Consider the following 22958-nt stretch of genomic DNA (forward strand, 5'->3'; position numbering starts at 1 on the left):
TGCCTCAGGACTCCTGGGTGAGGGAGACGAGTACGTCGTCCCCTTCGATCTTTACGGGGTATACGGGGACGGGGCGCGTCGCGGGCGGGCCGGACGGCTTGCCGCTGCGGAGGTCGAAGCAGGAGCCGTGCAGCCAGCACTCGATCTGCCCGTCCTCCACTTCGCCCTCGGAGAGGGAGACGTTCGCGTGCGAGCAGATGTCGTAGATCGCGTACACCTCGCCCTCGGTCTTCACGACCGAGACCGGCGTGCCGTCGAGTTCCACCCGCTTGGGGGTGTCCTCCGACAGTTCGCTCAGTCCGCAGGCGCGCTGGAAGGTCGTCGTCATGCGACCGCGGCCTCCAGCTCCTCCTCGATCCTGACGAGCAGGCGCTCCTCGATGTCGGGGAGACCGATCTGCTGGACCAGCTCGGCGAAGAAGCCGCGGACCACGAGACGGCGGGCCTCGTACTCCGGGATGCCGCGGGCCATCAGGTAGAAGAGCTGCTCGTCGTCGAAGCGGCCGGTGGTGGAGGCGTGGCCCGCGCCGACGATCTCGCCGGTCTCGATCTCCAGGTTGGGGACCGAGTCGACGCGCGAGCCGTCGGTGAGGACCAGGTTGCGGTTCATCTCGTAGGTGTCGGTGCCCTCGGCCTTGGCCTCGATGAGCACGTCACCGATCCAGACCGCGTGCGCGCCCTCGCCCTGCAGCGCGCCCTTGTACACGACGTGGGACTTGCAGTGCGGGGTGTTGTGGTCGACCAGGAGGCGGTGCTCCTGGTGCTGCCCGGCGTCGGTGAAGTACAGGCCGAACAGCTCGGCCTCGCCGCCGGGGCCCGCGTAGGTGACGCGCGGGTGCAGGCGGACGACGTCGCCGCCGAAGGTGACGACCACGGACTTGAAGGAGGCGTCGCGGCCGACGAGGGCGTTGTGCTGGGCCACGTGCACGGCCTTGTCGTCCCAGTCCTGGACGGAGACGACGGTCAGCTTGGCGCCGTCGCCGAGCACGTAGTCGACGTTGGCGGCGAGCACGGCGTCACCGGTGTGGTCGATGACGACGAGGGCCTCGGCGAAGGCGCCCAGCTCGATCACCTGGTGGCCGTAGGCGGTGCCGCCCTCGCCGTGCACCGCGATGCGGATCGGCTCGGTGAGGACGGTCTCCTTGGGCACGGTGACGACCGACGCCTGCTCGAAGGCGGAGTATGCCTGGGCGGCGACACGGTCGACCGGGGTGCCGGCCTTGCCGAGCCGGGCGTCGTCACGGCCGACGTTCTCGACAATGACGCCCTCGGGGGCCTCGATGGCGACCTTCAGGCCCTCGCTGGCGACCGCGGTGCCGTCGTGCAGGCCGCGCAGGCGCTCCAGCGGGGTGAACCGCCACTCCTCCTCACGGCCGTGCGGGACAGGGAAGTCCGCGACGTCGAAGGAGGGGGGCGCGCTCATGCGCGTGGCGACGGTCGACTCGGCGGCGACCGCGATCGAGCCCGAGGTGGTCGAACCCACGGGGATGTTCTGAGCCTCAGCCATGGCTGTCGTAGTGCTCGCTTTCCTTTGCGTATGTGGCTTGACGGGGTGCGGGGCGGCGGGTCAGCCGACCGCGCCCTCCATCTGCAGCTCGATCAGCCGGTTGAGCTCCAGGGCGTACTCCATGGGCAGCTCCTTGGCGATGGGCTCGACGAAGCCGCGCACGATCATCGCCATCGCCTCGTCCTCGGAGAGACCGCGGCTCATCAGGTAGAAGAGCTGGTCCTCGGAGACCTTGGAGACGGTCGCCTCGTGCCCCATGGAGACGTCGTCCTCGCGGACGTCGACGTAGGGGTAGGTGTCGGAGCGGGAGATCGTGTCGACGAGCAGCGCGTCGCACAGCACGTTGGACTTCGATCCGGCCGCGCCCTCGCCGATCTCGATGAGACCGCGGTAGGAGGTACGGCCGCCGCCGCGCGCCACCGACTTGGAGACGATGTTGGACGACGTGTTCGGCGCCATGTGGACCATCTTGGCGCCCGCGTCCTGGTGCTGGCCCTCGCCCGCGAAGGCGATGGAGAGGGTCTCGCCCTTGGCGTGCTCGCCCATCAGGTAGACGGCCGGGTACTTCATGGTCACCTTGGAGCCGATGTTGCCGTCGACCCACTCCATGGTGGCGCCCTCGTAGGCGACGGCGCGCTTGGTGACCAGGTTGTAGACGTTGTTCGACCAGTTCTGGATGGTCGTGTAACGGCAGCGGGCGCCCTTCTTGACGATGATCTCGACGACCGCGGAGTGCAGCGAGTCCGACTTGTAGATCGGCGCGGTGCAGCCCTCGACGTAGTGGACGTAGGCGTCCTCGTCGACGATGATCAGCGTCCGCTCGAACTGGCCCATGTTCTCGGTGTTGATCCGGAAGTAGGCCTGGAGCGGGATCTCCACGTGCACGCCCTTCGGCACGTAGATGAAGGAGCCGCCGGACCACACGGCCGTGTTCAGCGACGCGAACTTGTTGTCGCCGACCGGGATGACCGTGCCGAAGTACTCCTTGAAGAGCTCGGGGTGCTCCTTCAGGGCGGTGTCGGTGTCGAGGAAGATGACGCCCTGCTCCTCCAGGTCCTCACGGATCTGGTGGTAGACGACCTCCGACTCGTACTGGGCGGCGACACCGGCGACGAGGCGCTGCTTCTCGGCCTCGGGGATGCCCAGCTTGTCGTAGGTGTTCTTGATGTCCTCGGGCAGGTCCTCCCAGGACTCCGCCTGCTTCTCCGTGGAACGCACGAAGTACTTGATGTTGTCGAAGTCGATGCCCGACAGGTCCGAGCCCCAGTTGGGCATGGGCTTCTTCTCGAACAGCTTCAGGCCCTTGAGGCGGAGCTTGGTCATCCACTCCGGCTCGGACTTCTTGTCCGAGATGTCGCGGACGACGGCCTCGCTCAGGCCGCGCTTGGCCGAGGCGCCGGCTACGTCGGAGTCGGCCCAGCCGTATTCGTACTTGCCCAGACCCTCGAGTTCGGGGTGGGCAGTCTCCGTGGGGAGCGTCATGCGGGGTTCCTCCCGGCCGTGCTTGCGTGGTGGCTCTGATCGGACTTGTCGGTCTTGTCAGTCTTGGAAATCTTGGGGATGAACGTCGTACAGACGCCGTCGCCGTGGGCGATGGTCGCCAGTCGCTGGACGTGGGTTCCCAGCAGTTCGGCGAAGAACTCCGTCTCCGCCTCGCACAGCTGGGGGAACCGCTCGGCGACGTGGGCGACCGGACAGTGGTGCTGGCACAGCTGCTCGCCCTGTTGCGGGAGGGGGGCACTGCGTGCCGTAGCAGCGTACCCGTCCGCGGTCAAGGCCCTGGCGAGGGCCTCGGCGCGGCGGTCGGGTTCGACTCCCTCGACGGCCGCGCGGTAGGTGTCGGCCTGGGCGGCGATGCGGGCGCGGGCGAAGGCCGTGACGGCCTCGTCCCCGCCCTCGCGCTCGGCGATCCAGCGCAGGGCGTCGACGGCGAGCTGGTCGTAGGACTGGTCGAAGGCGTCCCGGCCGCAGGCGGTCAGGGCGAAGACCTTGGCGGGGCGGCCGCGCGTGCGGGCGCCGTACACCCGCTGCTCGCGGGCCTGCACGATGTCGTCGGCGGCCAGCGCGTCCAGATGCCGTCGTACGGCGGCCTGGGTCAGACCGAGCCGGCCGGCCAGTTCGGCGACGGTCGAGGGTCCGTGGTCCAGGATGGACCGCGCGACCCGGTTGCGCGTCGAACGCTCACCGGTCGCAAGCTCCTCGTGGGTGCCCATGGGGGTCTCCCGAGCCTCGCCGACGTTTTTCACAACGCTATTGTTGCGTAATTCCTCGGAGCCTGACAAGCCGGGCCGGGGTCCGCCGACGGTGCCCTGCGTCACTTAGGTCCACCTAACCTGACCTGCGGAAACGATCTCCCGGGCGATCACCGCGGACCCTCTCACCAGGCAAAACCGCTGGCGCCCGGGGCCCCCGCCGGGCAGACTCCGCGCCATGCCGACCCCCGTCCCGAACGGCCCCCTGATCACCCGCGAAACCCTCGCCGAGCAGCTCGATCACCTCGGTGTCAAGCCCGGCGAAACAATCCTCGCGCACTCCTCGCTGAGTTCCCTCGGCTGGGTGAACGGCGGCGCCGTCGCCGTCGTCCAAGGGCTCCTCGACGCCCTCGGGCCGGACGGCACCCTGGTGGTCCCCACCCAGTCCGCCGACCTCTCCGACCCCGAGCTGTGGCACGCGCCCCCGGTGCCGCCCGAGTGGTGGGAGACGGTACGGGCCACCATGCCCCGCTACGACCCCCGGACCACCCCCTCACGCGGGGTCGGCGTGATCCCGGAGACCGTCCGCACCTGGCCCGGCGCCCGGCGCAGCGCCCACCCGCACACCTCCTTCGCCGCGCTCGGCCCGCGCGCCGCCGAGATCACCGAGGCCCACGCCCTGGACTGCCGCCTGGGTGAGCGCAGCCCGCTGGCCCGGCTGGAGCGGCTCGGCGCCCGGGTGCTGCTGCTCGGCGCGGGCTACGCCGCCTGCACCAGCTTCCACCTGGCCGAATACCGGATACCCGCGCCGCTGGTGGCGGTCGGACGGCCCGGCCCCGGCGGCTGGGAGACGGTGACGGAGGTGTCCATCACCTCCGACCGCTTCGACGAGCTGGGCCATGACTTCGAGCGGGACCGCCCGGTGCTGCGGGGCCGGGTCGGCGCGGCCGAGGCCCGGCTGTTCCCGGTCGCGGACGCGGTGGCCTACGCCGAGCGGTGGCTCCCGCTGCACCGGCCCCGCGAGGCCGATTTGCAGCACCCCCGCGCCTGAGCCCCGCCACGCCTCCCTAGACTCTGGACCCATGCGAAGTGAGCCCGTGGTCCAGGTCCAGGCCCTGGTGAAGCGGTACGGCCAGAAGACCGCGGTGGACGGCCTCGACCTGGAGGCCCGGCCGGGCGTGACCGCCGTACTCGGTCCCAACGGCGCCGGTAAGACGACCACGGTCGAGACCTGCGAGGGGTACCGGAGGCCGGACTCCGGCACGGTGCGCGTCCTGGGCCTCGACCCGGTGCGGGACTCCGCCGCCCTGCGTCCCCGGGTCGGGGTGATGCTCCAGTCCGGCGGCGTCTACTCCGGCGCCCGCGCCGACGAGATGCTGCGCCATGTCGCCAAGCTGCACGCGCACCCGCTCGACGTGGACGCCCTGATCGAGCGCCTCGGGCTCGGCTCCTGCGGCCGGACCTCCTACCGGCGCCTGTCCGGCGGCCAGCAGCAGCGCCTCGCGCTCGCCATGGCGGTCGTGGGCCGCCCCGAGCTGGTCTTCCTGGACGAGCCGACCGCGGGCCTGGACCCGCAGGCCCGCCGCGCCACCTGGGACCTCGTCCGGGACCTGCGCGCCGACGGCGTCTCGGTGATCCTCACCACCCACCACATGGACGAGGCCGAGCAGCTCGCCGACGACGTGGCGATCATCGACGGCGGCCGGGTCATCGCCCAGGGCTCGCCCGAGGAGCTGTGCCGGGACGGCGCCGAGAACACCCTGCGCTTCAGCGGGCGCCCCGGACTGGACGTCGCCTCGCTGCTCAAGGCGCTCCCGGCCGACTGCACGGCCGACGAGCTGACACCGGGCGGCTACCGGGTGACCGGCAAGATAGACCCGCAGCTGCTCGCCACGGTGACCTCCTGGTGCGCACAGCATGGAGTGATGCCGGACCGGATCTCGGTCGAGCGGCACACCCTCGAAGACGTCTTCCTGGAACTGACCGGCAAGGAGCTGCGCTCATGACGACCGCGCCGGGCACGTACGCCCCGAGGCCCGGAGCGGCGCCGCTCCCCCGCATGATCGCCGCGCAGGCCGCGCTGGAGACGCGGATGCTGCTGCGCAACGGCGAGCAGCTGCTGCTGACCGTGGTGATCCCGACGCTGCTGCTGGTGCTGTTCAGCTCGGTGGACATCGTGGACACCGGGTCCGGCAAGGCGGTGGACTTCCTCGCGCCCGGCATCCTGGCGCTCGCCGTGATGTCCACCGCGTTCACCGGGCAGGCCATCGCCACCGGGTTCGAGCGCCGCTACGGCGTGCTGAAGCGGCTGGCCTCCTCGCCGCTGCCGCGCTGGGGGCTGATGACCGCGAAGACGGTCGCGGTGCTGGTCACCGAGGTGCTCCAGGTGATCCTGCTGACGGTCATCGCCTTCGCGCTGGGCTGGTCCCCGCACGGCAACCCGGCCGCCGTACTGCTCCTGCTGGTGCTGGGCACGGCCGCGTTCTCCGGGCTCGGGCTGCTGATGGCGGGCACCCTGAAGGCGGAGGCCACGCTGGCCGCGGCCAACCTGGTCTTCCTGCTGCTGCTGGTCGGCGGCGGGGTGATCGTGCCGCTGGAGAAGTTCGGCTCGGCCGGGCAGCACGTGCTCGGGCTGCTGCCGATCTCCGCGCTCTCCGACGGTCTGCGGGACGTGCTCCAGCACGGTGCCGGGATGCCCTGGGGCGACCTGGCGATCCTCGCGGTGTGGGCGGTCGTGGGGCTCGCGGCGGCGGGCAAGTTCTTCCGCTGGGAGTAGGTCCCCGCGCGACTCGGGACGGCCCCCTCGTGAAAGCGTGCACAAGCGGCGCCTTACGATGGTGCGCGTGCCAAAGCTGACCCCCGCCGACGCCGCGGCGGCCCTCCGCAACCCGCTCGCCTTCATCGCCGACCGCTGGACCCCGGACCCCCGGACCGTACGCCGGGCGGCGCTCGCCGCTCTCGTGATGTCGGTGGTCATCGTGGTCACCGGCGGCGCGGTGCGCCTGACCGGCTCCGGACTGGGCTGCCCGACCTGGCCCACCTGCACCGACGACTCGCTGACCACCACCCGCGCCATGGGCGTGCACGGTGTCATCGAGTTCGGCAACCGCATGCTGACCTACGTGCTGTGCGCGGCCGTCGGCTGGGCGATCATCGCCGCCCGCTCGCAGAAGCCGTGGCGGCGCGGCCTGACCCGGCTGGGCTGGGCGCAGTTCTGGGTGGTCATGGGCAACGCGGTGCTCGGCGGCATCGTCGTGCTGGTCGGCCTGAACCCGTACACCGTGGCGGCGCACTTCCTGCTGTCCACGGCGCTGATCACCGTGGCCACGGTGATGTGGCAGCGCACCCGTGAGGGTGACGCGGAGCCGCGTCCGCTGGTCGGCGGGGCGGTACGGCAGCTGGTGTGGGTCCTGGTGGCCGCGTCCGCGCTGCTGATCGCGGTCGGCACGGTGGTGACCGGCTCCGGTCCGCACGCGGGCGACTCCTCCGAGGTGGCGCGCATCCCGCTGGACTGGGAGATGATCGCCAAGCTGCACGCGGTGCTGGCGTGGATCGTGGTGACGCTGACCTTCGCCCTGTGGTTCGTCCTCAAGGCGGTGGACGCCCCGAAGGTCCCCCTGTCCCGCACCCGTGACCTGTTCCTGATCCTGCTGGGCCAGGGCGTCATCGGCTACATCCAGTACTTCACCCACCTCCCCGAGGCACTGGTCGCCCTCCACATGCTCGGCTCCTGCCTCATGTGGATCGCCACACTGCGCGTCCTCCTCTCCCTCCGCGAGCGCCCCGAGGCCCTGACCCACGTCCCGGGCCCGGCGACCGAGGTCTCGGTGGGCACGTCCGCCTGACTCAGCGGTATCCGGCGACCAGGGCGTCGATGGCGGGCCCGAGGTAGGCGCGGGTCAGCCGGGCCCTGCGGTCCGGCGACGGCCCCGGGCCCTGTTCCCCGTAGCGCCGCCGGGTGACGTCCTCGACGACCTCACCCGGCGCCCCCAGCGCGTGCAGCTCGGTGAGCGCCTGCCGCTTGGAGATCAGCCGCCCCTCGCGCGCGGTGACGGTGGCACGGGCGAAGGTCAGCAGGCCGAGGTCGACCCAGATGTCCTGCTTCCAGAGCCGCTCCATGTCCAGCGTCGGGCGCCAGGTGTCCCGCTGGTCGGCCACGACGAAGTCCCGCAGCTCCCGGTCCGGCACCGGCGGCAGATACGTGGCGGGCGGCACCCCGTGCAGCACCCGCCCGAACTCGTGCAGTTCCCTCCGGGTCACCGGGGTGACCGGGCGCCGTCTGACCTCGTCGTGCGCCCAGGTCATATGTGACCGCGCCGGATCGGTCGCGGTGCGCGGGGTCAGGTACGAGCAGTGCAGCTTGCCCGCCAGGGGTTCGGCGCGCAGCCGTTGGTGCAGCACGATCAACCGGCGTACGGCGGCCGGGATCAGCGGGCCGGGCAGGACCGCGATCAGGTCCAGGTCGCTGCGGCCCTCCTGGTAGTCCCCGCCGCCCAGGGAGCCATGGGCCCAGACGGCGAGCGGGCGGAAGGGGGTCAGGTCGTCCAGGAAGCGGGCGAGGAGCGCTTCGGTCGGCATGAGGCGAGTGTCGGGGACGCGGGGCCGGTCGTACAGGGTCTCAGCGCAGCCCGTACACCCGGTGGGCGTTGTCCGCCGCGAGGAGGTGGGCCACGCGGCGGGCGTCCGTGGCGGACCAGGCGCCCTCGGTGACCCAGGTGCCGAGCACCCGGTTCAGGGCTTCGCGGAAGAGGTGGGCGCCGACGACGTGCAGCTCGGGGAGGGACTGGGCGCCGGTGGAGAAGAGGATCTTGCCGAAGGGGGCGAGTTCCAGGATGTCCGCGAGAACCGTGGCCGCGCGGGCCCCGGTGCGGGCGAGCGCGGCGCCGGAGTCGGCGTAGACGTGCGGGTGGGCGGCGGCCAGCCGGGCGGCGTGGCGGTGGTGGAAGTGGCCGGGCAGCAGGACCAGGTCGGTGCCGAGCCCCGCGGTGGCCCGTACGAAGCCGGTGAGCGGGGCGGGGTCCTCGGGACCGGCATGCAGCTGGAGCGGGCGGCCGGTGGCGACCGCCGTCCACAGCAGGTGGCCCAGCAGTACGGGGTCGGTCGGCTCCACACCCACCCGCCGTCCGGCCAGCCAGCGCGCGACGGCGGCCCTTACCGCGGCGGGACCCGGTGGTTCGGGGGCGAGGGCCGGACCCCCGTCGGCGAGCGGGGCCGTGGCCGCGAAGGCGACGGCGTGCGTGGCGGCCCCGTGCACCGATTCGGCCAGATTGGCGAGGAACGAGACGACGGTCCCGGAGGTGTCGGCGACCTGCGCGGCCAGCGGCTCCAGCCGGACCACCTCGCGCGCCTCCGCGTCCCCCGCGGCGGCCATCTCCTCGGGCCCGGTGAGATCGTCGGGCAGCCCGCTGGAGACCAGGTAGGTGGTGATCCCGGACCCGCGCAACAGCCTGCGCCCCGCCTCCAGCACCCCCAGCTCACGGCGCCGGGCCAGATAGCGGGCGGGCGGACAGTGCGGCTCCAGACCCAGCAGCGGCGGACACCAGCGCCGCACCGCGAACCCCGTCTGCGTGTCGAAGAGCGTGGTCCCCGGCGCCGCCCCCTGCCCCAGCCGCGCCTCGAACGTCCCGAGCCCCAACTCGGTCCGAAGCACCCCATGGCAGTACTGATCCACGAGCATGGGCGTGTCGATCATCGAGGCTCCCGTGACGGTGTGCTGCTTGACCGTCCTAACGGAGCGAACGAGGTTCAGGTGGCGCGAGCCAACCTAGAGGGGCGCGGGGCCCTGTCTGATCTGCGGCTCCGCCGCGCGGGCGCGACCAGCCACGACGGCGGGTCACCCTGCAACGAACCGACACCCCGCACCCCGGACTCAGATCTGAATCCCGGCCATCCGCTTCCACTCGTACGACGAGGTACGGATCTTCGCCGCGAACTCCCCGTCGAACTCGTCCTGAAGCGCGACCCCGGCCTTCTCCACCGCCCGGCGCCCGATCTCCACGCTGGGAGCGACGAGGTTGCCCCACTCGCCGTCCTCGCCCACGAGGGCGATACGAGCGCCCCGCTCCCCCATGTACGCCACGTTCCCCTCGGCCCCGCCGTGCGCCTTGGCGAACGTACCGATCTGGTGGGCGAGCCGCTTCACCTGGCGCTCGCTCTTCGCGTCAACCTGCTCCGTGTCAGCCATGACCAGGATGCTACCGACGAGTAGGCAAAAGGGCGACGTGAGAGGCGCCTCAGCGGAGGAAGGGGTCCACCGCGACGGCGACGAAGAGGATGGAGACGTAGGTGATCGACCAGTGGAACAGCCGCATCTCCTTGAGCTTGGCTCCCGACACCTCGGCCTTGGCCCGGTTCTGCAGGCCGTGCGCCTCCCAGAGCCAGAAGCCGCCGGACGCGAGGGCGACCACGGTGTAGAACCAGCCGGTGTAGCCGAGCGGCTGGAGCAGCAGGGAGACGGCGACCATCACCCAGCTGTAGATCACGATCTGCCGGGCGACCACCTTGTTGGAGGCGATGACGGGCAGCATCGGCACGCCCACGCGGGCGTAGTCGTCCTTGACCTTCATGGAGAGCGGCCAGTAGTGCGGCGGCGTCCAGAAGAACATCACGAGGAAGAGGATGACGGGCGCCCAGGACATCGAGTTCGTGACCGAGGACCAGCCGATCAGCACCGGCAGACAGCCCGCAATACCGCCCCAGACGATGTTCTGCGAGGTACGCCGCTTGAGGATCATCGTGTAGACGACGACATAGAAGAGGAGCGCACCGAGTGACAGCCAGGCGGACAGCCAGTTGACGGTGAGCCCGAACAGCAGCGTCGAGACGACCGCCAGGCTGATGCCGAAGGCCAGGCACTCGCGCGGGCTGACCAGGCCGGTCACCAGCGGCCGCTGCGAGGTGCGGTCCATCAGCGCGTCGATGTCCCGGTCGATGTACATGTTGAGCGCGTTGGCGCCGCCCGCGGAGAGATAGCCGCCGACACAGGTGAGCAGCACCAGACCGAGGTCGGGCACCCCCTGCTGGGCCAGGAACATCACCGGGACCGTGGTGATGAGCAGCAGCTCGATGATCCGCGGCTTGGTCAGCGCCACGAAGCCCTTGACACGGGCTCCGAACGACCGGTTGACCGGGCTCCGGCTCGTATCGGGACCGGCCTCCCCCAGAGCCTCAAGGGCCTGGGAAGTGCCCACAGGACGGGATTCGACGGCCGTCACGCACACCCCTGACAGAGACATCAAGCGAGCGTTCCCGTGTGAAAGCGGGGTAAAGGCTCGCGCGTACCACGCCACTTTAGACGTTGCCCATATCCGGTTTTTCGCCGGGGTCGGCTCGTGTTGGCGCCCCTGGCGACACACCGCCCGTCCGAGGTCTTCCGGGGCTCGGTTGAGCACTCGGACGAGCGGCTCCGTATTCATGTGCCAAGCGGCTTCCGGGCCGGTCGGGAGGCGGATCGGGATGAGTCCCGGCAGTCTGGAATGACTCGAAAAAACGCACGTCCCCTCGGGGGTAGGCTCGACAACGGCCGGTGGACACCAGTGCACCGGCGGCCGGCGGGCGCCACGCGCCGCGAACCGGCGAACGACATGTGGAGAGGAGCCCTGACCCAGGGTGAGCACCAAGCCGACCACCACAGACCTTGAGTGGACCGAGCTGGACCAGCGGGCCGTGGACACCGCCCGGGTTCTGGCCGCCGACGCCGTACAGAAGGTCGGCAACGGCCATCCCGGCACGGCGATGAGCCTGGCCCCGGCCGCCTACACCCTCTTCCAGAAGGTGATGCGGCACGACCCGGCCGACCCGCAGTGGGTGGGCCGCGACCGCTTCGTGCTGTCCGCCGGTCACTCGTCCCTGACCCTCTACACGCAGCTCTACCTGGCCGGCTTCGGCCTGGAGCTGGACGACCTGAAGTCCTTCCGCACCTGGGGCTCGAAGACACCGGGTCACCCGGAGTACGGGCACACCAAGGGCGTCGAGACCACCACCGGCCCGCTGGGCCAGGGTGTGGCCAACGCGGTGGGCATGGCGATGTCGTCCCGCTTCGAGCGGGGCCTGTTCGACCCCGACGCGCCCGAGGGCACGTCCCCGTTCGACCACTACATCTACTGCATCGCCGGTGACGGCTGCCTGCAGGAGGGCATCTCCTCCGAGGCGTCCTCGCTCGCGGGCCACCAGCAGCTCGGCAACCTGATCCTGCTGTGGGACGACAACCACATCTCGATCGAGGGCGACACCGAGACCGCCGTGTCCGAGGACACGATGAAGCGGTACGAGGCGTACGGCTGGCACGTCCAGCGTGTCGAGCCCAAGGCCGACGGCGACCTCGACCCGGCGGCGATCTACGCGGCGATCGAGAAGGCCAAGGCGGTCACCGACCGGCCGTCCTTCATCGCCATGCGCTCGATCATCGCCTGGCCCGCCCCGAACGCCCAGGACACCGAGGCCGCGCACGGCTCGGCGCTCGGTGACGACGAGGTGGCGGCCACCAAGCGCGTCCTCGGCTTCGACGAGGCGCAGAGCTTCGCCGTCGCCGACGAGGTCCTCGACCACACCCGCGGCGCCCTGGAGCGCGGGCGTCAGGCCAAGGCGGAGTGGGAGAAGGGCTTCCAGGTCTGGCGCGAGAACAACGCGGACCGCGCGGCCGAGTTCGACCGCATCAGCGAGGGCGAGCTGCCCACCGGCTGGGAGCTGAAGATCCCGGTGTTCGAGACCGGCAAGAGCGTGGCCACCCGTGCCGCCTCCGGCAAGGTCCTCCAGGCGCTGGGCCCGGTCATCCCCGAGCTGTGGGGCGGCTCCGCCGACCTCGCCGGGTCGAACAACACGACCATCGACAAGGACAGCTCCTTCCTCCCGGCGGGCAACCCGCTGCCGGAGGCGAACCCGTACGGCCGCACGATCCACTTCGGCATCCGTGAGTTCGCCATGGCCGCCGAGATGAACGGCATCACCCTGGCCGGGAACACCCGGGTCTACGGCGGCACGTTCCTCGTCTTCTCCGACTACATGCGCAACGCCGTCCGGCTGTCGGCGCTGATGCACCTGCCGGTGACGTACGTGTGGACGCACGACTCGATCGGTCTCGGCGAGGACGGCCCGACCCACCAGCCGGTGGAGCACCTGGCCGCGCTGCGCGCGATCCCCGGTCTGAACGTGGTCCGCCCGGCGGACGCCAACGAGACCGCCATCGCCTGGCGCGAGGTCCTCAAGCGCTGGACCAAGGAGTTCGGCAAGGGCGCCCCGACCGGCCTGGTGCTCAGCCGCCAGGGCCTGCCGACGTACGAGCCGAACGAGGACGCCGCCCGTGGCGGTTACGTCCTGTTCGAGGCCGAGGGTGGCGAGCCCGAGGTGATCCTGATCGCCACCGGTTCCGAGGTGCACGTCGCCGTGGAGGCGCGCGAGCAGCTCCAGGCCGGGGGTGTGCCGACCCGCGTGGTCTCGATGCCGTCGGTCGAGTGGTTCGAGGAGCAGGACCAGGGGTACCGGGATTCCGTGCTGCCGCCGTCGGTCAAGGCCCGCGTCGCCGTCGAGGCGGGCATCGGTCTGACCTGGCACAAGTACGTGGGTGACGCCGGCCGCATCGTTTCGCTGGAGCACTTCGGCGCGTCCGCGGACGGCAAGGTCCTGTTCCGCGAGTACGGCTTCACTCCGGAGAACGTGGCCGACAAGGCGCGGGAATCCCTCGCCGCCACGCAGCGCTGACGCCCGTAAACGACACGTAGGAGATGCAATTTCCATGACAGACGCACTGAAGCGCCTCTCCGAGGAAGGCGTGGCGATCTGGCTGGACGACCTGTCGCGCAAGCGGATCACGTCCGGCAACCTCGCCGAGCTGATCGACCAGCAGCACGTCGTGGGCGTCACCACCAACCCCACGATCTTCCAGAAGGCGATCTCGCAGGGCGACGGCTACGACCAGCAGCTGACCGACCTCGCCGCGCGTGAGGTCACGGTCGAAGAGGCCATCCGCATGATCACGACGGCGGACGTCCGGGACGCCGCCGACATCCTGCGCCCGGTCTTCGACGCGACCGACGGCAAGGACGGCCGGGTCTCCATCGAGGTCGACCCGCGGCTCGCGCACAACACGCGCGCCACGGTCGCCGAGGCCCGTCAGCTGGCGTGGCTGGTGGACCGCCCGAACACCCTGATCAAGATCCCGGCGACCGAGGCGGGCCTGCCCGCCATCGCGGAGACGATCGGCAACGGCATCAGCGTCAACGTCACGCTGATCTTCTCCCTCGAGCGCTACCGCAAGGTCATGGACGCGTACCTGGCGGGCCTGGAGAAGGCCAAGGAGCGCGGCCTGGACCTGTCCAAGATCCACTCGGTGGCGTCCTTCTTCGTGTCCCGCGTGGACTCCGAGATCGACAAGCGGCTGAAGGCCGTCGGCACCGACGAGGCGAAGGCGCTGCTCGGCAAGGCCGCCGTCGCCAACGCGCGCCTCGCCTACCAGGCGTACGAGGAGGTCTTCTCCTCCGACCGCTGGAAGGCGCTGGAGAAGGCGGGCGCCAACAAGCAGCGTCCGCTGTGGGCGTCGACCGGTGTGAAGGACCCGGCGTACTCGGACACGATGTACGTCACCGACCTGGTCGCGCCGAACACGGTCAACACCATGCCGGAGGCCACCCTGGAGGCCACCGAGGACCACGGTGAGATCACCGGCGACACGGTGTCCGGCACCTACGAGCAGGCGCGCGCCGACCTCGACGCGATCGAGGCTCTCGGCATCTCCTACGACGACGTCGTGCAGGTGCTGGAGGACGAGGGCGTGGACAAGTTCGAGGGGTCCTGGAACGACCTGCTCAAGTCGACCGAGGCGGAGCTGAAGCGCCTCGCCCCCTCGGAGGGCTGATTTGTCACCCCTCAACGGTTCCGGAGCGAACCCGCTTCGTGATCCCGCGGACCGACGGCTCCCGCGCATCGCGGGGCCGTCGGGCCTGGTGATCTTCGGCGTCACCGGCGACCTGTCCCGCAAGAAGCTGATGCCGGCCGTCTACGACCTGGCCAACCGCGGCCTGCTGCCGCCGGGCTTCTCCCTGGTGGGCTTCGCCCGCCGCGACTGGGAGCACGAGGACTTCGCGCAGGTCGTGCACGACGCGGTCAAGGAACACGCCCGTACGCCGTTCCGCGAGGAGGTCTGGCAGCAGCTCATCCAGGGGATGCGCTTCGTCCAGGGCACCTTCGACGACGACGAGTCCTTCGAGCGGCTGCGCACGACCATCGACGAGCTGGACAAGGCCCAGGGCACGAGCGGCAACTTCGCGTTCTACCTGTCGGTGCCGCCCAGCTCCTTCCCGGTGGTCATCCAGCAGCTCAAGAAGCACGGCCTGACCGACCAGAGCAAGGGCTCCTGGCGGCGCGCGGTCATCGAGAAGCCGTTCGGCCACGACCTGGAGTCCGCCGAGGACCTCAACAAGGTCGTGCACGAGGTGTTCGAGCCGGACCAGGTGTTCCGGATCGACCACTATCTCGGCAAGGAGACCGTCCAGAACATCCTGGCGCTCCGCTTCGCCAACCAGATGTTCGAGCCGATCTGGAACCGGTCCTACGTGGACCATGTGCAGATCACGATGGCCGAGGACATCGGCGTCGGCGGCCGCGCCGGGTACTACGACGGCATCGGCGCCGCCCGTGACGTGATCCAGAACCACCTGCTCCAGCTGCTCGCGCTCACCGCGATGGAGGAGCCCTCCTCCTTCGACGCGGACGCGCTGGCGGCGGAGAAGACCAAGGTGCTCGGTGCCGTACGGCTGCCGAAGGATCTGGGCGAGCACACGGTGCGCGGCCAGTACGCCTCCGGCTGGCAGGGCGGCGAGAAGGTCACCGGCTACCTCGAAGAGGACGGCATCGACCCCAAGTCGAAGACCGACACCTACGCGGCGCTGAAGCTGGAGATCGACAACCGCCGCTGGGCGGGCGTCCCCTTCTATCTGCGCACCGGCAAGCGGCTGGGCCGCCGGGTCACCGAGATCGCGGTGGTCTTCCAGCGGGCGCCGCACTCCCCGTTCGACCACACGGCGACCGAGGAGCTGGGCCAGAACGCGATCGTCATCCGCGTCCAGCCCGACGAGGGCATCACGGTCCGCTTCGGCTCCAAGGTGCCCGGCACCTCGATGGAGATCCGGGACGTGTCGATGGACTTCGCGTACGGCGAGTCATTCACCGAGTCCAGCCCTGAGGCGTACGAGCGGCTCATCCTCGATGTGCTGCTGGGCGACGCCAACCTCTTCCCGCGCACGGAGGAGGTCGAGCTGTCCTGGAAGATCCTCGACCCGGTCGAGGAGTACTGGGACGAGCACGGGCGGCCCGCGCAGTACAAGTCGGGCACCTGGGGTCCGGCCGAGGCGGACGAGATGCTCGCACGAGACGGACGGAGCTGGCGCCGGCCATGAAGATAGACCTGACCGACACCACCGCCGGTGAGATCAACAAGGCGCTGATCGAGGGCCGCCGCGCCATCGGCACGCCCGCCGTGGGCATGGTGCTGACCCTCGTCATCGTCACCGACGAGGAGAACGCCTACGACGCGCTGCGGGCGGCGAGCGACGCCTCGCGGGAGCACCCCTCGCGCACGCTGGTGGTCATCCGGCGTGTCTCGCGCACCCCGCGCGACCGCACCGGCTCCCGGCTGGACGCCGAGGTCCGGGTGGGCGCGGAGGCGGGCACCGGCGAGACGGCCGTACTGCGGCTGTACGGCGAGGTGTCCGACCACGCCGACTCGGTGGTGCTGCCGCTGCTGCTCCCGGACGCCCCGGTGGTCGTCTGGTGGCCGGTGCGCGCCCCGCTGCATCCCGCCGAGGACCCGCTGGGCGCGCTGGCGCAGCGCCGGGTCACCGACACCTACGCGGCCGAGCAGCCGGTGCGTGAGCTGGCGGCGCGCGCCGAGTCGTACACGCCGGGTGACACCGACCTGGCCTGGACGCGGATCACGCCGTGGCGTTCGATGCTGGCGGCGGCCCTGGACCAGGTGGACTGCGAGGTGCGGTCCGTCGAGGTCGAGGGCGAGGAGTTCAACCCGAGCTGCGAGCTGCTGGCGATGTGGCTGGCGGACCGGCTGAGCGTGCCGGTGCGGCGTTCGCTGTCCTCGGGGCCGGGTCTGACGGCGGTCCGGATGGAGACGACGTGCGGGCCGGTCGTGCTGGACCGGGCGGACGGTTCGCTGGCGAACCTGTCCATCAAGGGCCAGCCGGGCCGTGCGGTGGCGCTGCAGCGCCGGGACACCGCCGAGCTGATCGCGGAGGAACTCCGCAGGCTCGACCCGGACGACACCTACGCGGCGGCCCTGCGCTACGGCGTGGAGCGGCTGGCGATGGGCGCGGACGCGGTGGCGGCGCTGAGTGGCACCCCGGAGGAGCCCGCCGCCGAGGCGGCTGCCACCGAGGTGGCCGTGGCCGAGGCCGAGGCGGGTACCGAGGAGGGCGCGGCCGAGCGGCCGACCCCGAATTCCCTCGCGAGGAAGGCGGCGTCGAAGTGAGCACTCCGCAACTGGTCGTGCACCGCGACAAGGAACTGATGGCCGAGGCGGCCGCCGCGCGGCTGATCACCAAGATCGTGGACGCGCAGGCGTCGCGCGGTCATGCCTCGGTGGTCCTCACCGGTGGCCGTAACGGCAACGGTCTGCTGGCCGCGCTGGCCAAGGCACCGGCGCGGGACGCCATCGACTGGGGTCGCCTCGACCTGTGGTGGGGCGACGAGCGTTACCTCCCCGAGGGCGACCCGGACCGCAACTACACGCAGGCCCGCGAGGCCCTGCTGGACTCCGTACCGCTGGACCCGGCGCGCGTGCACCCGATGCCCGCCTCCGACGGGCCCTACGGCGCGGACGTGGACGCGGCGGCCGGGGCGTACGCGGCGGAGCTGGCCAAGGCGGCCGGTCCCGAGGACCACGCCGAGGTGCCGGAGTTCGACGTGCTGCTGCTGGGCGTCGGCCCGGACACGCATGTGGCGTCGCTCTTCCCGGAGCTGCCCGCGGTGCGGGAGACCGAGCGCACGGTGGTGGGTGTGCACGGCGCGCCCAAGCCGCCGCCGACCCGGACCTCCCTGACGCTGCCCGCGATCCGCGCGGCGCGTGAGGTGTGGCTGCTGGCGGCGGGCGAGGACAAGGCCGAGGCGGTGGCGATCGCGCTGTCCGGCGCGGGCGAGGTGCAGGCCCCGGCGGCCGGTGCCCAGGGCCGGGCGCGCACGCTGTGGCTGCTGGACTCGGCCGCGGCGTCGGATCTGCCGCGTTCGATGTATCCGCCCGCTTCACCGTGAGCTGAGCGCGGGTGAGGGGGCGGCGGGGTTTTCCCGTCGCCCCCTTGTCCGTGTCAGCGGACGGCGCTCACCTGGTCCGGGCCGCCCTGGAGCCGTCCCGCGCGGCGGAGTTCCGCGATGTCGGCGGCGAGCCGGTCGCGGATGTCCTTGCCGGTGCGCCGCCAGCCGAAGAACTCGCAGGTCTGCTTGATGAGTTCGTCCTCGGTCATGCCGGGGCACTCGGCGGCCAGTTCGCGCAGGGCCACATGGCGTTCGCCGGGCGCGATGTGCACGACCTTGCGGGGTGTGTCGCCCTCGCGGGGGTGACGGGCCTTCAGCGGGCCGGGGTCGGCGAGCGTGTAGAAGCCGTCGTCCGAGGCGATCCCGCGGGAGCGCACCAGGGTGTCGGCGACCGCGCGGACGTTGTCCCGGATGCGGCTGCCCGCCCGGCCGACGCCCCAGGCTTCCCGCGCCCGCTGCACCAACAGGTCCTCATGGACGGGCCCTTCGGCCTCGACGATCCGGGCCAGCACCTCGCTCAGCGCGGGCCGGGCCTCGGGGGTGTGCAGTTCGTGGCGCGGGGCGACGGTGACGATGCCGGGGGCGTACGGCGCGCTCCAATCGCGCCCGGTGCCGGGGTCGACGGGGACGCGCTCCAGCGGGGCTTCGACGGGCTCGGTCCGCTGCTCGGGCACCGTGGCGACGGGCGCCGGGCCGGTCACCGTGGTCAACGGGCCGCTGGCGACGGCCTGTTCGACGGCCTCGCGCAGCCTGAGCTCGGCCGCCGCGCGGCCCCGGTACCAGTCGGTGCCCCAGATGCGGTGCAGCCGCCAGCCGAGCCCGTTCAGCACCTGCTCGCGCAGCCGGTCCCGGTCGCGGGCGGCCTTGGAGGAGTGGTACATCGCGCCGTCGCACTCGATGCCGAGGGCGTACGCGCCGGGCAGTTCGGGGTGGCGTACGCCGAGGTCGATGCGGTACCCGGCGACGCCGACCTGCGGCTGGACCCGGTAGCCCCAGTCGCGCAGCACGGCGAGGACGGACTCCTCGAAGGGGCTGTCGGGTTCGGCGTCGGACTGGACCACGTCACGGGCGAGGACGGCGGGCCCGTTCTCGGCGTACTCCAGGTAGCGCTTGAGGTACTGCACGCTCTCGTTGGGGCTGTCGGCCAGGCTGGTGCCCCGGAAGGAGGAGACGACCTCCATGCGGAAGCGGGCGCGGGTGACCGCCACGTTGAGGCGCCGCCAGCCGCCGTTCTTGTTGATCGGGCCGAAGTTGAGGCCGAGGCGGCCGTGGTCGTCGGGGCCGTAGCCGATCGACATGATCATCACATCGCGCTCGTCGCCCTGCACCGACTCCAGGTTCTTCACGAAGAACCCGTCGAGCCGGTCCTCGGTGAAGCAGTGGTCGAGGTCGGGCCGGGTGAGCCGGGCCTGCTGCACGGCCAGGTCGATCGCGGACGCCTGTGCCTGGGAGAGGGCGACCACGCCGAGGGTCTTGCCGGGCCGGGTGTCGAAGTGGTGCAGCACCCGCCGGGCCACGAACTCGGCCTCGGCCTGGTTGTCCCGGCGTCCGCCCCGGTCGTAGACACCGTCGGCGGCCAGGAAGGCCACGCCCACGTCCTCGCCCTCGGCCACCGCGCCGGGGAAGGTGATCATCGAGTTGGCGTAGAACTCGCGGTTGCTGAAGGTGATCAGGTTCTCGTGGCGGCTGCGGTAGTGCCATCGCAAGGGGAGTTCGCGCATCGCGCCCGCCTTGCAGGCGTGCAGCAGGGACTCGAAGGAATCGGGCAGGTCGTCGGCGTACTCGTCGGAGTCGTCGTCGACCGAGGAGTCGAAGAACGAGGTCGGCGGGAGCTGCTTGTCGTCACCGGCGACGATCAGGGTGCGGCCCCGGTAGACGCAGTTGACCGCGTCGCTCGGCCGTACCTGGGACGCCTCGTCGAACACCACCACGTCGAAGTGGAAGTCCGGGGGGAGGAACTGGCTGACGGTCAGCGGGCTCATCATGAAGCAGGGCTTGACCGCCTGGACGACCTCGCGGGTACGGCCGAGGAGTTCGCGCACCGGCATGTGCCGGGTCTTCTTCTCCGCCTCCCGGACGATGACGGCGCCGCCGCCCCCGGCGAAGTTGCGCGGGCGCCGCTTGTTGCACGCCTCCGTCACCGCGCCGCCCGCCGCGGCGACCAGTCGCAGATCGGCGGCGCGGAAGTCGGCCACGCGGGTGTCCAGGTCCTCGGAGCGGGTGCTGCGCAGCCGGGGGTCGGTGGCGAGCAGGTCGTCGGCCCAGGCGCGCAGCACCGCCTGTTCGGCGACCTCGGGCAGCCGCTCCGGGTCGAGTCCGCGCTCGGCGGCACTGGCCACCAGGGCGTCGGCGCCGTGCCGGGCGAGTACGGCGACGCCGCCGAGGTGGGTGTGCCAGACCTCGGGGCCCTGCGGGTCGTTCAGCAGGGCGTCGATCGCCTGTCCGGCCTGGTCGAGGGGGCCGAGCAGGGCGGGTGAGAGCTGGGTGCGGCGGGCCGGGCCGAACTGGTCGAGCAGCTCGGTGACGGCTGCGTTCCAGCGTTCGGCGCGGGCGGTGGCGGCGGCGCACCAGGCGGCGAGCGCGCTCCGGATCTGGTCGGCGAGCAGCGCGGGCAGCGGATCGGGGTCGGCGTCGGCGGCGAGGCGGTCGGCGAGCAGGGCGGACCGCTCGGCCGGGGCGCCGAGCACGGCGACGCGGTCGGCGGTGGCCAGGGCCCGGTCCGTGTCGGCGCAGGCCGGGAGGGTGCGCGGGGTGTACGGGCCGAGGAGTTCGCGGTGGGCCTCGGTGAGCCGGGCGACCTCGGCGGCGGCCCGGTGCCAGGCGAGGGCGTGCTCCAGCCTGCCGAGGAGGGTCTTGTCCCAGGTGCCGGTGCGGGTGAGTCCGGTGAGCTTCTCGCGGTCCGCCTTGTACTGCGCGGAGAAGCGGGCCATCAGGCCCTTGTGCTGCTCCCCGAACCGGGCGACCAGCGCGGGGAGTTCGGGCTCCGCGAGCAACTGCTCCCCGAACACGTCGGCGGCGGCCGCGCGGGCCCGCTCCTCGGCGTCCAGGGCGGAACGCAGTTCACCGGCGGCGGTGTGGGCGCGGCGCAGTGTCCCGGCGTCGAACCAGTCGCGCGGCGGGCGGTGTCCGGCGGTGGTGAGCGCGGCCAGCTCGCACAGGGCGAACGCGGCGTCGGGCCGGTCCGGCTTGGGCATGCCGAAGAGGTCCGCGAGCTGGGCGGTCTGGGCGGTGATGTCGTCGGGCAGCGCGCCGTCGGCCGACCCGGTGGTGCCCAGGCTCGCGCTCAGGGTACGGACGAGCTGCTGGAGTTCGCGGACCGTGCGGGGTTCGTCCACGGTGACGGCGAACGGACGGCGGCCGGCGGCGGTGACCAGGGCGCCGAGGGCGTCGGCGGCCTCGGAGACGGCCTGGTGCGGGGCGGTGCCGGTGAGCCCGCGCCAGGCGAAGGCGTCGCCCTCGGCGGCGGGCCGCCAGGCGCGGGCGACGGTACCGGCGGCGGCCAGGAGGTCCTGGAGAGCGGCGGCGCTCAGGCCACGGGCGGCCATGGCGTTGCGGGCGCCGAGCGGGAGCTGCGGGGTCCCGGCCTGCTCCAGCAGGACCAGTCGGCCGAGTACGTCGTGCAGGGTGCGGCCGAGGGGGTCGCGGGTCTCGTTCATGGCGGCGGCGTAGGCGGACAGCTCCTCGCGCAGGGTGCGGGCCCGCTCCAGTTCGTGGGCGGCGGCGCCGGTGACGCGGGCCTCGGTGGTGAGCACCCGCGCGAGCTCGGTGGCCACCGCCTTCTTGCTGGTGTCACCGCTGTGCAGCGCCATGACGAAGTCACCGAGGCCGACCGCGCCCAGCCGGTTGCGTACGACGTCCAGCGCGGCGGCCTTCTCGCTGACGAACAGCACGCTGCGGCCCGCGTGCATGAGCGCGGCGATCAGGTTGGTGATGGTCTGGCTCTTGCCGGTGCCGGGCGGCCCGCTCATCACGAAGGACCGCCCGTCCAGCGCGGCGGCGACGCACTGCCGCTGGGAGGCGTCGGCGTCGAGCACCAGCGGGGTCCGCTCGGGCAGCTGGACCTCGTCGATACGGTCGAGGCCGGGCGGCTCGAAGTCGACCAGGTCGGCCGGGAGCCCGGCGTCGGGGCCGAGCGCGACGGCGCGGACCAGCGGGTGGGCGAGGATCTGCTCCTCGTTCTGCTGGAGGTCCTGGTACATCGCCTCGCGGTGGGAGGCGAACAGACCGAGCACCGCCCGCTCCTGGACCGCCCAGCCCTCCTGCCGGGCGATGGCCTTCCGGGCGGCGGCGAGGACGGCGGGCAGGTCGGCGGCGTCGGTGCCGGTGACGGGCGCCCAGTCGACGCCGAGCCGGTCCGCCTTCACGGCCAGCGCCGGGTTGTGGATGCGCTCCTGCCCCTCGGCCGGGTGCAGGCGGTACCGGCGGTCGCCGTCCCGGCGCAGCTCCACGGGGACGAGGAGCAGCGGGGCGGCGCTGCTCTCCTGGGCGCCGGGCTCACGCCAGTCGAGCATGCCGATGCCGAGCCAGAGCACCCAGAGGCCGTAGTCGTTGAACATCTGGGCCGACTTCTGGCGGAGTTGGTACAGCGAGCCGTCCAGGGCGGCCTGGGTGGTCTTCTGGGTGACCAGACCGGGCCGGGAACGCCGACCGGTGTTCCCGTCGCCCGCCTTGGCCAGTTGCACTCCGGGCTCCCGCTCGGTGACGGGGGCGAAGTCCCAGCCCTTGGCCAGCTCCGCGAGGAGGTCCGCCGGGTCCGGTACGGTGATCTCCAGGGTGGCGGTCCTGGTGTGCCGGAAGTTCAGCAGCCGGTTGCGGCCGCCCATGTCCAGCAGCGAGTTCCGCCATCCGTCGAGCACGGCCTTCAACAGGGTGTGCGGCTGATGGGCCATGTGGTGGGTACCTCCCGGAGCTGCGCAGGGGTGACCACCCTCTCCGGCCCCCCTGGAGGTATCTCCCTATCAGCTGTTTTCCGGCGCCACACCGAAGATCGACAACTTGATATGGATCTGT

General features: G+C 71.6%; 18 protein-coding genes. 9 read left to right on the forward strand and 9 right to left on the reverse strand.

The window, feature by feature from the left end:
• Positions 1-4: 4 nt before the first annotated feature.
• The 4 genes from ACI2LY_RS14355 to ACI2LY_RS14370 are packed head-to-tail and all read right to left on the reverse strand — an operon-like array spanning position 5 to position 3752.
• A complete protein-coding gene (locus ACI2LY_RS14355; RefSeq protein ID WP_030815347.1) occupies positions 5-328 on the reverse strand; it encodes a non-heme iron oxygenase ferredoxin subunit in 324 nt (107 codons plus the stop codon).
• A complete protein-coding gene (sufD, locus tag ACI2LY_RS14360; RefSeq protein WP_404707423.1) occupies positions 325-1506 on the reverse strand; it encodes a Fe-S cluster assembly protein SufD in 1182 nt (393 codons plus the stop codon). Before sufD ends, ACI2LY_RS14355 begins: the two co-directional genes overlap by 4 nt.
• A gap of 60 nt (positions 1507-1566) precedes the next feature.
• Complete coding sequence (sufB, locus tag ACI2LY_RS14365) at positions 1567-2988, reverse strand: Fe-S cluster assembly protein SufB (protein WP_161146789.1); 1422 nt, start codon at positions 2986-2988, stop codon at positions 1567-1569.
• Positions 2985-3752, reverse strand: a complete 768-nt coding sequence (locus tag ACI2LY_RS14370; protein ID WP_404707424.1) for a helix-turn-helix transcriptional regulator — start codon at positions 3750-3752, stop codon at positions 2985-2987. The genes sufB and ACI2LY_RS14370 overlap by 4 nt, the downstream gene beginning before the upstream one ends.
• A gap of 184 nt (positions 3753-3936) precedes the next feature.
• Here ACI2LY_RS14370 and ACI2LY_RS14375 point away from each other — a divergent pair, with 184 nt between their 5' ends.
• The 4 genes from ACI2LY_RS14375 to ACI2LY_RS14390 are packed head-to-tail and all read left to right on the forward strand — an operon-like array spanning position 3937 to position 7543.
• Entirely contained in the window at positions 3937-4749 is an 813-nt protein-coding gene (locus ACI2LY_RS14375) for an aminoglycoside N(3)-acetyltransferase (protein WP_404707425.1), read from the forward strand.
• A gap of 31 nt (positions 4750-4780) precedes the next feature.
• On the forward strand, positions 4781-5704 hold the full coding sequence (locus ACI2LY_RS14380) for an ABC transporter ATP-binding protein (RefSeq protein WP_404707426.1): 924 nt from the start codon (positions 4781-4783) through the stop codon (positions 5702-5704).
• Complete coding sequence (locus ACI2LY_RS14385) at positions 5701-6474, forward strand: ABC transporter permease (RefSeq protein WP_388991982.1); 774 nt, start codon at positions 5701-5703, stop codon at positions 6472-6474. The genes ACI2LY_RS14380 and ACI2LY_RS14385 overlap by 4 nt, the downstream gene beginning before the upstream one ends.
• Positions 6475-6532: 58 nt before the next feature.
• Complete coding sequence (locus ACI2LY_RS14390; RefSeq protein ID WP_404707427.1) at positions 6533-7543, forward strand: heme A synthase; 1011 nt, start codon at positions 6533-6535, stop codon at positions 7541-7543.
• A gap of 1 nt (position 7544) precedes the next feature.
• Here ACI2LY_RS14390 and ACI2LY_RS14395 read toward each other — a convergent pair whose 3' ends face one another.
• From ACI2LY_RS14395 to ACI2LY_RS14410, 4 genes are all read right to left on the reverse strand, one after another.
• Positions 7545-8276 (reverse strand): nucleotidyltransferase, encoded by a 732-nt coding sequence (locus tag ACI2LY_RS14395; RefSeq protein ID WP_404707428.1) that lies wholly within the window; start codon positions 8274-8276, stop codon positions 7545-7547.
• A gap of 40 nt (positions 8277-8316) precedes the next feature.
• Positions 8317-9390: an amidohydrolase gene (locus ACI2LY_RS14400; RefSeq protein ID WP_404707429.1), complete on the reverse strand. Its 1074-nt coding sequence runs from the start codon at positions 9388-9390 to the stop codon at positions 8317-8319.
• 177 nt (positions 9391-9567) lie between these two features.
• Positions 9568-9882: a hypothetical protein gene (locus tag ACI2LY_RS14405; RefSeq protein ID WP_404707430.1), complete on the reverse strand. Its 315-nt coding sequence runs from the start codon at positions 9880-9882 to the stop codon at positions 9568-9570.
• Positions 9883-9931: 49 nt separating this feature from the next.
• The gene (locus tag ACI2LY_RS14410; RefSeq protein ID WP_393911449.1) at positions 9932-10918 is read right to left on the reverse strand and encodes a heme o synthase; all 987 of its coding nucleotides are present in this window, start codon (positions 10916-10918) and stop codon (positions 9932-9934) included.
• A 388-nt stretch (positions 10919-11306) separates the two neighbouring features.
• Here ACI2LY_RS14410 and tkt point away from each other — a divergent pair, with 388 nt between their 5' ends.
• The 5 genes from tkt to pgl are packed head-to-tail and all read left to right on the forward strand — an operon-like array spanning position 11307 to position 17948.
• The gene (gene tkt, locus ACI2LY_RS14415; protein WP_404707431.1) at positions 11307-13394 is read left to right on the forward strand and encodes a transketolase; all 2088 of its coding nucleotides are present in this window, start codon (positions 11307-11309) and stop codon (positions 13392-13394) included.
• Between the two features lie 34 nt (positions 13395-13428).
• Positions 13429-14547 (forward strand): transaldolase, encoded by a 1119-nt coding sequence (gene tal / locus ACI2LY_RS14420; protein ID WP_404707432.1) that lies wholly within the window; start codon positions 13429-13431, stop codon positions 14545-14547.
• Position 14548: 1 nt separating this feature from the next.
• The gene (gene zwf / locus ACI2LY_RS14425; protein WP_404707433.1) at positions 14549-16087 is read left to right on the forward strand and encodes a glucose-6-phosphate dehydrogenase; all 1539 of its coding nucleotides are present in this window, start codon (positions 14549-14551) and stop codon (positions 16085-16087) included.
• Entirely contained in the window at positions 16084-17169 is a 1086-nt protein-coding gene (gene opcA / locus ACI2LY_RS14430; protein WP_404707434.1) for a glucose-6-phosphate dehydrogenase assembly protein OpcA, read from the forward strand. The genes zwf and opcA overlap by 4 nt, the downstream gene beginning before the upstream one ends.
• Positions 17166-17948, forward strand: a complete 783-nt coding sequence (pgl, locus tag ACI2LY_RS14435; RefSeq protein ID WP_393597376.1) for a 6-phosphogluconolactonase — start codon at positions 17166-17168, stop codon at positions 17946-17948. Before opcA ends, pgl begins: the two co-directional genes overlap by 4 nt.
• Before the next feature lie 53 nt (positions 17949-18001).
• On the opposite strand, the gene ACI2LY_RS14440 is transcribed toward pgl, so the two are convergent.
• A complete protein-coding gene (locus ACI2LY_RS14440; protein ID WP_404707435.1) occupies positions 18002-22837 on the reverse strand; it encodes a DUF3320 domain-containing protein in 4836 nt (1611 codons plus the stop codon).
• Between the last annotated feature and the right edge of the window lie 121 nt (positions 22838-22958).

It is taken from the genome of Streptomyces sp. NPDC002176, from assembly GCF_044903645.1.
In the GTDB taxonomy this organism is placed as follows: domain Bacteria; phylum Actinomycetota; class Actinomycetes; order Streptomycetales; family Streptomycetaceae; genus Streptomyces.

Coding starts and splice junctions, on each gene's coding strand:
- ACI2LY_RS14355 (WP_030815347.1), bottom strand. CDS start 328: ATGACGACGACCTTCCAGCGCGCCTGCGGACTGAGCGAACTGTCGGAG.
- sufD (WP_404707423.1), bottom strand. CDS start 1,506: ATGGCTGAGGCTCAGAACATCCCCGTGGGTTCGACCACCTCGGGCTCG.
- sufB (WP_161146789.1), bottom strand. CDS start 2,988: ATGACGCTCCCCACGGAGACTGCCCACCCCGAACTCGAGGGTCTGGGC.
- ACI2LY_RS14375 (WP_404707425.1), top strand. CDS start 3,937: ATGCCGACCCCCGTCCCGAACGGCCCCCTGATCACCCGCGAAACCCTC.
- ACI2LY_RS14380 (WP_404707426.1), top strand. CDS start 4,781: ATGCGAAGTGAGCCCGTGGTCCAGGTCCAGGCCCTGGTGAAGCGGTAC.
- ACI2LY_RS14385 (WP_388991982.1), top strand. CDS start 5,701: ATGACGACCGCGCCGGGCACGTACGCCCCGAGGCCCGGAGCGGCGCCG.
- ACI2LY_RS14390 (WP_404707427.1), top strand. CDS start 6,533: ATGGTGCGCGTGCCAAAGCTGACCCCCGCCGACGCCGCGGCGGCCCTC.
- ACI2LY_RS14395 (WP_404707428.1), bottom strand. CDS start 8,276: ATGCCGACCGAAGCGCTCCTCGCCCGCTTCCTGGACGACCTGACCCCC.
- ACI2LY_RS14400 (WP_404707429.1), bottom strand. CDS start 9,390: ATGATCGACACGCCCATGCTCGTGGATCAGTACTGCCATGGGGTGCTT.
- ACI2LY_RS14405 (WP_404707430.1), bottom strand. CDS start 9,882: ATGGCTGACACGGAGCAGGTTGACGCGAAGAGCGAGCGCCAGGTGAAG.
- tal (WP_404707432.1), top strand. CDS start 13,429: ATGACAGACGCACTGAAGCGCCTCTCCGAGGAAGGCGTGGCGATCTGG.
- opcA (WP_404707434.1), top strand. CDS start 16,084: ATGAAGATAGACCTGACCGACACCACCGCCGGTGAGATCAACAAGGCG.
- ACI2LY_RS14440 (WP_404707435.1), bottom strand. CDS start 22,837: ATGGCCCATCAGCCGCACACCCTGTTGAAGGCCGTGCTCGACGGATGG.